We start from the raw sequence: 8,263 nt of genomic DNA on the forward strand, positions 1-8,263 counted from the left end.
ATGGATCGTGTCGGCGTGTGCAATGTTGCCCGACAGATGCGCTATTTTGATGCATCGTATGACAAGGCTCTTGATCTCTTGCTCACTGGCTACTGTTCCGTTTTTTAGAATTGGAAAGCCCTGATCCCAATAGCGTTACTGTTTACACAGAATTGTCCATGTGTTATGCTAATTACAGACTACAGACAGGTGCTTCCCAAAAGGCACCTCCACCGCACCGCACTACCCTACTTTTTTTACAAGGGGCAGGTTGTCCAACGTTTTGCCCGTGTCCAACTTTGCCCTTTCTTTTCATTCCTACCATTCATTAATCTGCTTACTGCAAAAGCAACCTTATCCTCCTTCTTTGTAAGAACCAATTTATATATATTATTTTACCTAAATACCGCTTAAATTACAAGAGCCAAATATGTCCATGTGTTGCATGAAATACAATCAATCCTATTCAGCCGTTTCGAGCGGAAATACAAAAGAGCGACCAGGGGCACATCTTTGCGGGGGCAGAGAGGGAGAGATAGATGTATCAAATCCCTCCTCGCAGTTGGTTTCATATCTTGACTCGGTTGGTTTGATTTTTAGCAACGTGTTTTGGTTTGATTTTTAGCAACGTGTTGAAACTCGTAAAAAAGGTGTTGACAGCCTGTTGCGGTTATGTTATTATCTTGTCGTTGAAGCAGTTCGGCAAACGGACTGTCAAATGGTTCCTGGACGAGGTTCTGGATAAGGATTTTGGTCAGTACCGCACGGAGAGGTCGCATAGTGGCCTAGTGCGGCGGTTTGCTAAACACCCTCACATCTCAGCCCCCTTCAATCCTCAGTTTACGCTCCTGCCAACGCTATAATGTAGCGGTTAGTGCAAAGGAGCGGTTTTTTATATCCACAATTCAATCTGCTATTCAAGAATATCTTTTCGCTAAAAAAAGTAAAGAGCGTGATATCACCATAGGCCAGAAATCACGCTCATATCTACGCAAGTATATGCGTTATCGCAAAGGATCTGACTCGCCTTATGTATTTCTCACACGCTCATTTGAGCCGTTAACCGTGCGCGGCCTGGAGGCTCTGGTCACACGATTAGGGGAGAGAGCACATATAGCAGACTGCTTTGCACATCGATTTCGTCACACGTTCGCACATCAGTTTAAAAGTGCCAACAATGATATTCATGAGCTTTCACTTATTCTCGGTCATACGAGTGTAAAGGTGACTGAAAACTACTTACAGAAGTTTGCGTGGCGAGGGCGGTATTCGGTGGGGGATAACCTGGAGTAACACCCCTTGCAAGGGTGTCTGAGCGATCCTGAACAGCGCTTGCAACACTGTCCAGGACCTGATCAACACACAAACCGCGCTTGTGATTGGCTGACCTCATAATATCACAGATTGGTGTGATAAAGGCAGTCCACAAGCCTAGTGAACGCATAGGAGCTAGGCAACATGTACATACCTCATATGAAACAGGGCAAGAGCCAATTTACGCCCAACTTCCAACTGTGCTTTTTTATCATCTACTCTATTGGCCTGCTGGCCAGTATCGCGCTTGTGCTTGCAGCAATCATGGCAGTGGTTTACATCCTCAATTTGACCATGACTGTGATTGGAGAGGGCATAGCACATATCGCGTCGCTCTATTCCAGTTCAGACAGCTTCACAAAGCTGCTACTTCTCTGCATTCTCGGGTACATCCTGTATCGTGTTGGGCGCGCTGCTATCTGCAAGAGAGGTGTGCGATGAAAAATAAAACATTGGCCTATCTGTCAGGCTCGCTCATTATCGCCATTGTCACCATCTGGGCAATTATGCAGCATGCGCAAGAGATCGGCAATTTCTGGGCATACGCACGTTGGGGCTTACTGTTTGCCGCGGTGCTTTCCATTCTCTATCTATCATCAGTCCAGGGCATGCCGCCCTGCTCAAAAGACAGAAGCGAGCGAAGGACGCCGTAATGATGTGTCTCTTTCTTGATCTGGGGTTGCGCTGTAGTGAGTTGGCCATGCTCAAGGTGAGCGACGTGAATATGCGAGAAGGCATGATCACCTTCTATCGTGAGAAAGTGGATATCACACAGAAACATCGTCTTACCCCTGACTGCCTGACTGCACTCCTGCTTTATTTGCCAACAGTCAAAGGTGTTTATCTCTTTCCAGGGCACAAAGAGAGAGAGACGGGTCAGGAACGGCATATGAACACCAGTGGCGTCAATAAGCGTGTGGGAGAGTTGGGTAGAGCTATTGGTGTTGACGATCTCTCGCCCCATGACCTGAGGCACTATCTGATCACCAGTGAAGCAGCAAAGGGGACCGACTCTAACACATTGCAACAGATTGGTGGCTGGTCATCCCCTGCTATGGCGCTTAAATATATGACAGCCAGTGAAGTGGCTAACGATGGAGCAAGCTTTTTTAGACAGGGATAATTTCTATGCAGCATCGCAAAAGATTGCTAATGATGGGGTACAACTTGACTGATCCATCATTGGCAACGCTCATCAAAAAAGAACACCCTTGCAAGGGATGAGATCCACAGTGCAGGGGTGTTCTTTTGTGCTATTGGGCTATTGACGCGCTACTTGGGTCGCTTCTGCTTTCGCGTCTGCCTCCTGCTTACGCGCTTTTGCCATATGCATAAGCTGATCCAACTGTGTCAGCTCCTCATTGGTCAGGTAGGGAAGAAGGTTTCTTTCAATCAATCCTGCATCCCCTTGCAAGGGTTGATCTGACTGGACTGGTTTTACGTCAGTCAGACGCGCGGCAAAGATATGCGCTGCTTTCAGCCTGGTCGGGTGTGGGCATTCAGGATCATCACGCATATCAGCGATCACCTTGACAGACTTGGCTGTTTCGATCTGGATACGTTCCATGGCTTCAGATAATAAATCTTGTTTGGCCTGGTCATATGCCGCTTTGAATGCAGGCAGACTCATATAAGAACGTGCTGTACGCTCGGCAATATGAACGGATGCAGCTGCATCCTTGATCTTTGCATGTTGGAGAAGCGCAACCAGGAACCGCTCTTGTATCGTGGTCAAACCATCTTTACCGCTATCTGCCGCCATCTGCCGCATTTTGTTTTTTCTCCTCTGTCACTGCCTGCCCAGAGCGTATCATGTTCTGCTTCCATAGCCGCTTGCGCTCAGCTCGCTCACGCTTGCGCCGCTCTATTTCCTCTTTGATCAGATCCCGACCGCTCATACCTATTTTCTTTTCAGTAGGTCCGTGCGTCCCTGGCAGCTTGCACTTGTGCCCTGAATGCGTTCTGGTGTTCGGCAACCATCTGGTTATAAAAGGCGACATGTTCGGCCGCTGCATGCTCATGCAGGAACACGGCAAGATCTGCATCAAGCTGTTTGCGTTCCTGTGGGTCAAGCTGTGCTACCAGGGTTGTCAGCTGGTCTGCATGCAGCGCGATACGCTGTGTTTTCTGCCGTTTCTCGCGTGCCTCAAGCCGTGGCAGGCAACGTTTGTAGTGTGTTGTGAATGTACTTGCCATGTTTATTTACTCTGCACTTTCGTGTGGGGCCAGCCTGGCCAGGTAGGAACGCATCACGGTTTGCCGCTCTTTCAAAAAGGGGCGGAAATCTTCAGGATGGTCAATATGTGGACACAGCAAACTCCACAACTGATCCATATCAATGGTCAGCTCAGGCATCAGGCAATGGAACAAGAAAGGGTTATGTGTTCGCAGCCGGGTCATTGTTGGGCCTTCACGTTCGAAGGCTGTGTAAAGGTCATGGTAGGCCGTGAGAATACGTTGCACTGATACGTTCAACTGCTGTTCTATGGCCTGTTCTGCTTCAGCGGAAAGCGTTCTGAGCTGTTCTGTTTCCTGCGTTATCGATTGCTCTAGCTCACGGATCGCGTCCCTCTCCAGTTGCAGGTGCTCAGGATTGATATCTTCATGCTGTTTGTCGAACGCTGTAAGCTCAGATTGAGCCGTCTTCAGTTGCAGTTCTGCCTCATAGAGCGTATCAGCATACATGCTCTCTGTGGCGGTATTGATATGTCGGCTTAAGGCTTCTTGTGCGGTACGGACAGCTTCCTGTGCTGTATTGGTAGCGATACGGAGAGGCAGACGCTCTTTCGCCATTAAGCGCTGGGCAGAAAGTTTTGATGCAAGCTGCCATTGTACGTTTGTACAGCGTTGACGCTGCTCTTCAATATGTGTTCTAAGGCGTGCCTGCTCACGTTCAAAGTCTGCCAGGTTCTCAAAGGGTTGCTTTCGGATTGCTGTTCGTAGCGTGCCCTGGTCGTGTTCTGCAAGGCGATCAAGCCATTTTTGCTCACTGGACCATTGGCCAAGCAGCGAGAGGCGAATACCTGTTTCATCCGCTAATTTCCGCAAACTGCGAGCTGATCCCATCTCAGCATAGCGTTTGAATGCTTCTATGGATTTCTCGTTTGATGTTTCTGGGAGTGTGTTCATCAGTTCTTTTTTTCTTCTAGAAAGGATGTACGTACATACGTACATCATACCTGAACGCAATAAGAAGCACAAGCAATGCCCTGACAGGTGTTGACGTGTCGTATCACTTCAACTCCTTGCAAGGGGTGGCGTTGTCCCACCTGGGCAGGTTGCGATTGCGGGTGAAGCAGGCGCGGAGCTCGTATACGGTGGCACATCAGGCGCGTCCGTGATCAGTGCATCTCAGACAGCCGCCATGATGAATGGTGGAGGTGATAGGGAAATTCATGTCCATAACCACATCTATCTGGATGGACAGGAAATCACCAATAAAGTCATGACCAGGGCCGTGAAACAGATAAGAGGGCAAGGTGGAATGATGGTGAACGTATAAAGTAGCCGCTCTGCCTGGAGACACAGAAAGCTCTGTACCGAAATATACAGAGCTTTCTTTTTATTTCCCCTTGCAAGGGGGAAGTATCGTCAACCTGTCATCCTCATGCATGTACCAATTTCGCGCTACGAATGTGCTTAGACGGTTTGTCACTCTTCTGTACGTGTAGTTGGCTCTTCTTTTTCTGCAACGCCTCTCTTGAGGCTCTCAACGCGATTTCTGCTGATTGTCGATCCTGATAGCAAGAAAAAGATGTTGTTTTTTTGCCCAGTGTGACCAGAATAAACCAGCGGTCCATCTCGTCAAGCGTACGCTGATGAAGCAGCGCCTGCACGTCTGGTTTCATCATGTGCCCTGGCGTGATCTGAGAGATAAACGTTTTAAAGATATCGTCAGCGCAATCGACCATCGCATACACTGATCCATTGCAGATAAAGCAGGCGCGCTGCATGTCTTTTAATCCCATCGCTGGCCCTTCGTGGCTTGCTCTGGTCCCAGCCGCTCTACTCATTGTGCAGGCTCCTCACACCAGGACGCGACCAGGCGGCGCGTATCTGCCTGTGCTTTTTGCCAGTATGTCCGCTCTGCCTGACGCAAGCGGGCGCGGTTCATGCCTCTGGCCTTCCACTCTGCTATGGTGATATTCAACTCTTCGCGCTGAATAGTAAGCAGCTCCTGTAGCAACTGGTCTTTTTGTGCTTTCGTGATATTCATGATGGTCTTCTTTCTCCCCTTGCAAGGGGTGTATGGTGGAGGTTTGTTACTGACAAACCTCAAATTCAATAATCACTTGCCAGGCCATGAGATATGGCTCTTAAAATTTATTTGTTGCTCGCTGCATGCAAAACGCATAATTGTCAAAGTGTTCGCTATACATTTGTAGGACACTCAAATCGAGTTGCCACGCGCCGCGGCCTGTCAATGCCTCAGGGTCCCAGTGCGCGTACTGATAACCCTCGCCGCGTAAGCAATCACCCATCCAATAGAAATCCTCAGATGAACCTGTAAACCGTAGCAGACATTCAATCTCTGCTATCAACTCAAGATGCTGAATGTGCAGCATGATGACTACTCTCACTTCTCCCTTGCAAGGGTTGTGTGTGTCCGTTGGAATGGATGGAATGAGATGGAATGAAAAATATTCCAACGCTAAAGACGCTCTACAAGCCGCTTTATATGTACTTTTTTGTCCGTTGGAATGGATGGAATGGTTTTTATACATATTTACCTTGCAAGGGGTTGTATGCACATACATATCAACAAATTCAATATAACAAATTGTTATATTGAATTTGTTTTCATGTGTATGAGAGAGTGTAATTGATATCTCTACTCTCTTACCCTTGCAGGGGAAATATGATATTTTTTGTTCTGTTTTCATTCCATCCATTCCAACGGGCTTTTTTATAGCCCTCGCGCCGCACTACAGGCGGGCTGAGCGTTGGAATAAAAACCATTCCAACGCCATTCCATCCATTCCAACGGAGTTAACGTCGATACCACGGTGACTTGCTTGTTTCCTGTCCTTCTGGTGGTGGTGTGCTCGTCAAACGCCCGCCGACCTGGAGGTCTTTTAGGATTTTGTTAACCGTTCCAATTTGTTCTTTTTTGAGCTTCGAGTTCGCGTCTTGCAGGTTTCGCGCCGTGAATTGTTTTCTATCAAAGTGTTCTTTGATGACTTTCATGATTTCTAGTTCAAGGCTATTTTTTGCCTCTCCCCCATTGACCTGATCATAGAGCCTATGAAGATTTTTGCGGAGCAATTCAGCCAACTCTTGAGCCCTTGCCCAATGCTTGATTGTTATTTTGTTGTTATTCTCTAATGATGCCATGAGAATGGCCATGCGCAGCGCCATCTCTGTAAGTCGGTTGTAGCTGCCTCTGAAGTCTTTGTGAGGAAATTTTCTAGCCATGTCTCTTAATGTAGAGCGGTACTTTTTCCATGTTTGTAACGCCTCTGCATCGATACTACAGGCTGTTTCAGGCAGATCTTCGCGTTCTATTTATCCTCTTGTAATTTGTCCGCTCATGCTGTCATCAGGCTCAGAGCAGACGGGCAAGAAATCCAACAAACAGATTCATTATCTCTCTATCCTTCTCTGTGAACATTCTAGAGCTTTTCTTTTTGCCTGTAAAGCACAATTTTGCATGCTATCCGAAAGTTACGATTATTATCAGAAAGTGTCCATTATTGTCGGAAAGTAGCAAGTATTGTCGAGAATAATTAGCTCCAAAATTCACATTTTTGGCGGTTCAGAGCAGTTATGAGACAGTGTGTCTCATAACTCTCGCAAAATCACTGTAATTGATAACTACAGGTTATCAATTAGCAATAGTTTGATGCTAAATTGGTATCAAGTTTGCCGTAAATTGGTCCTCCATGCACAGTAAATGGGTGTTTTTTTGTTCTCTCTTGCCAGGGCACTATGGTTGTTCTTCATCCGTTGGCACACGGGAATAGACATCAGCCAGAGTGAGCGAGATGGCCAGGCTGTGTAATTGTGCAGACTCGCCAACTCGATAGAGCTGATAATGCCAGGTGCTCCCTTCACGGGTGAAGACTTCAATCGCCTGCTGTTGTGTGCTGATCAATACATATTCTTGCAGACTGGTCACCAGCTGATAGAAAGCAAACTTTTTGCCGCGGTCATACGCTTCTGTCGAAGGAGACAACACTTCAATAATCACGCGAGGATCATAGATCGTGTCTGCTTGCCAGTCGGCAGGCTCACAACTGATGGTGAGATCTGGATAGACATAGCGTGTTGCAGAAAGTTGGACACGCACGTCTGATGTGAAGACCTGGCAGGAGCTGTCAGCAAGAAGACGATCAATGCAGATCGCAAGATTGAGTGTGATGCGTGCGTGTGCGAGGGTTCCACCTGCCAGCGCCTGAGGATCGCGCACATTGTACGCGATGCCATCAATGTATTCATATTTTGCGTCTGGATTACTCTGATCAAGTGCCAGATATTCCGCAACGGTCATATGTTGGCGATGAGGGTTAGCAGCCATCGTGGGTATCTCCTCTCTATCCCCTTGCAAGGGGAGTATTCTTAAAGCTTTCTTGTGATCAGTTTACGCGTTCCGGGGTACAGAGTGTCGCGGATGCCTTGCAGGTGGTGAATAAACTTGGAGAGTCGTTCAGGATCAGCGAGAATATCCCCCAGCTCGTGCGCTGTCGTTGAGTCCTGGGGAGTGGAATACTTGCCTGTTTGACGGATAGCTGGCAGCACCTCATGAGTAATCCACCGTTTAAATGCTTTCGCCTCTGGTTTACGGCTGGTAAGTATGAGGGAGTATAAGCCAAATTCATTGACAATATTCATTTTCTGGGGCCCACCAGAACTTATCCGAAAACCTACAAGGAGGAAACGCGATCACATTGTTGAAAGCAAATGAGCGCACAAGCCAAGCACAACAAGGTCTGATAGGAACGCGGGCGCTTCTCCCAGCGGATCAGCAGAC

At 47.7% G+C, this 8,263-nt stretch carries 14 protein-coding genes and 1 pseudogene; 5 read left to right on the forward strand and 10 right to left on the reverse strand.

Translation table 11 applies throughout. The features are described 5' to 3' along the window. Positions 1-777 precede the first annotated feature (777 nt). The 4 genes from F1593_RS30025 to F1593_RS26575 all read left to right on the forward strand — a co-directional run bounded on the left by F1593_RS30025 (position 778) and on the right by F1593_RS26575 (position 2,416). On the forward strand, positions 778-1,272 hold the full coding sequence (locus F1593_RS30025; RefSeq protein ID WP_149404575.1) for a tyrosine-type recombinase/integrase: 495 nt from the start codon (positions 778-780) through the stop codon (positions 1,270-1,272). Positions 1,273-1,437: 165 nt separating this feature from the next. Beyond that, a complete protein-coding gene (locus F1593_RS26565) occupies positions 1,438-1,734 on the forward strand; it encodes a hypothetical protein (protein WP_149404576.1) in 297 nt (98 codons plus the stop codon). Next, a complete protein-coding gene (locus tag F1593_RS26570) occupies positions 1,731-1,946 on the forward strand; it encodes a hypothetical protein (protein ID WP_149404577.1) in 216 nt (71 codons plus the stop codon). The genes F1593_RS26565 and F1593_RS26570 overlap by 4 nt, the downstream gene beginning before the upstream one ends. Then, entirely contained in the window at positions 1,946-2,416 is a 471-nt protein-coding gene (locus F1593_RS26575; protein ID WP_149404578.1) for a tyrosine-type recombinase/integrase, read from the forward strand. The genes F1593_RS26570 and F1593_RS26575 overlap by 1 nt, the downstream gene beginning before the upstream one ends. Positions 2,417-2,554: 138 nt before the next feature. Here F1593_RS26575 and F1593_RS26580 read toward each other — a convergent pair whose 3' ends face one another. The 4 genes from F1593_RS26580 to F1593_RS26590 are packed head-to-tail and all read right to left on the reverse strand — an operon-like array spanning position 2,555 to position 4,422. Beyond that, a complete protein-coding gene (locus tag F1593_RS26580) occupies positions 2,555-3,064 on the reverse strand; it encodes a hypothetical protein (RefSeq protein ID WP_149404579.1) in 510 nt (169 codons plus the stop codon). Then, complete coding sequence (locus F1593_RS28730) at positions 3,042-3,191, reverse strand: hypothetical protein (RefSeq protein WP_172632478.1); 150 nt, start codon at positions 3,189-3,191, stop codon at positions 3,042-3,044. The genes F1593_RS26580 and F1593_RS28730 overlap by 23 nt, the downstream gene beginning before the upstream one ends. Before the next feature lie 13 nt (positions 3,192-3,204). After that, positions 3,205-3,489 (reverse strand): hypothetical protein, encoded by a 285-nt coding sequence (locus F1593_RS26585; protein ID WP_149404580.1) that lies wholly within the window; start codon positions 3,487-3,489, stop codon positions 3,205-3,207. Positions 3,490-3,495: 6 nt separating this feature from the next. Further along, complete coding sequence (locus tag F1593_RS26590; protein ID WP_149404581.1) at positions 3,496-4,422, reverse strand: HlyD family secretion protein; 927 nt, start codon at positions 4,420-4,422, stop codon at positions 3,496-3,498. Between the two features lie 208 nt (positions 4,423-4,630). On the opposite strand from F1593_RS26590, the gene F1593_RS28735 reads away from it, so the two are divergent. Then, positions 4,631-4,795: a hypothetical protein gene (locus tag F1593_RS28735; RefSeq protein WP_172632479.1), complete on the forward strand. Its 165-nt coding sequence runs from the start codon at positions 4,631-4,633 to the stop codon at positions 4,793-4,795. Between the two features lie 103 nt (positions 4,796-4,898). Here F1593_RS28735 and F1593_RS26595 read toward each other — a convergent pair whose 3' ends face one another. The 6 genes and pseudogenes from F1593_RS26595 to F1593_RS30030 all read right to left on the reverse strand — a co-directional run. Then, positions 4,899-5,306: a hypothetical protein gene (locus F1593_RS26595; protein WP_149404582.1), complete on the reverse strand. Its 408-nt coding sequence runs from the start codon at positions 5,304-5,306 to the stop codon at positions 4,899-4,901. After that, a complete protein-coding gene (locus tag F1593_RS26600; protein WP_149404583.1) occupies positions 5,303-5,509 on the reverse strand; it encodes a hypothetical protein in 207 nt (68 codons plus the stop codon). Before F1593_RS26600 ends, F1593_RS26595 begins: the two co-directional genes overlap by 4 nt. Positions 5,510-5,609: 100 nt before the next feature. After that, positions 5,610-6,176 (reverse strand): hypothetical protein, encoded by a 567-nt coding sequence (locus F1593_RS26605; protein WP_149404584.1) that lies wholly within the window; start codon positions 6,174-6,176, stop codon positions 5,610-5,612. 106 nt (positions 6,177-6,282) lie between these two features. Then, positions 6,283-6,708: a hypothetical protein gene (locus tag F1593_RS26610; RefSeq protein WP_149404585.1), complete on the reverse strand. Its 426-nt coding sequence runs from the start codon at positions 6,706-6,708 to the stop codon at positions 6,283-6,285. Positions 6,709-7,219: 511 nt separating this feature from the next. Then, positions 7,220-7,810: a Uma2 family endonuclease gene (locus F1593_RS26615; protein ID WP_149404586.1), complete on the reverse strand. Its 591-nt coding sequence runs from the start codon at positions 7,808-7,810 to the stop codon at positions 7,220-7,222. Positions 7,811-7,983: 173 nt separating this feature from the next. Further along, positions 7,984-8,139 (reverse strand): annotated as a pseudogene (locus F1593_RS30030) (BRO-N domain-containing protein); the annotation flags it as partial. Between the last annotated feature and the right edge of the window lie 124 nt (positions 8,140-8,263).

The organism is Dictyobacter arantiisoli (assembly GCF_008326305.1).
Taxonomy (GTDB): domain Bacteria; phylum Chloroflexota; class Ktedonobacteria; order Ktedonobacterales; family Ktedonobacteraceae; genus Dictyobacter; species Dictyobacter arantiisoli.

Excerpts from the sequence above, each read along its gene's own strand:
- F1593_RS26590 (WP_149404581.1), bottom strand. The coding sequence starts at position 4,422 with ATGAACACACTCCCAGAAACATCAAACGAGAAATCCATAGAAGCATTC.
- F1593_RS26570 (WP_149404577.1), top strand. The coding sequence starts at position 1,731 with ATGAAAAATAAAACATTGGCCTATCTGTCAGGCTCGCTCATTATCGCC.
- F1593_RS26580 (WP_149404579.1), bottom strand. The coding sequence starts at position 3,064 with ATGCGGCAGATGGCGGCAGATAGCGGTAAAGATGGTTTGACCACGATA.
- F1593_RS26600 (WP_149404583.1), bottom strand. The coding sequence starts at position 5,509 with ATGAATATCACGAAAGCACAAAAAGACCAGTTGCTACAGGAGCTGCTT.
- F1593_RS26605 (WP_149404584.1), bottom strand. The coding sequence starts at position 6,176 with ATGAAAACAGAACAAAAAATATCATATTTCCCCTGCAAGGGTAAGAGA.
- F1593_RS26565 (WP_149404576.1), top strand. The coding sequence starts at position 1,438 with ATGTACATACCTCATATGAAACAGGGCAAGAGCCAATTTACGCCCAAC.
- F1593_RS26610 (WP_149404585.1), bottom strand. The coding sequence starts at position 6,708 with ATGGCTAGAAAATTTCCTCACAAAGACTTCAGAGGCAGCTACAACCGA.
- F1593_RS26615 (WP_149404586.1), bottom strand. The coding sequence starts at position 7,810 with ATGGCTGCTAACCCTCATCGCCAACATATGACCGTTGCGGAATATCTG.
- F1593_RS26595 (WP_149404582.1), bottom strand. The coding sequence starts at position 5,306 with ATGAGTAGAGCGGCTGGGACCAGAGCAAGCCACGAAGGGCCAGCGATG.
- F1593_RS26585 (WP_149404580.1), bottom strand. The coding sequence starts at position 3,489 with ATGGCAAGTACATTCACAACACACTACAAACGTTGCCTGCCACGGCTT.
- F1593_RS26575 (WP_149404578.1), top strand. The coding sequence starts at position 1,946 with ATGATGTGTCTCTTTCTTGATCTGGGGTTGCGCTGTAGTGAGTTGGCC.
- F1593_RS28730 (WP_172632478.1), bottom strand. The coding sequence starts at position 3,191 with ATGAGCGGTCGGGATCTGATCAAAGAGGAAATAGAGCGGCGCAAGCGT.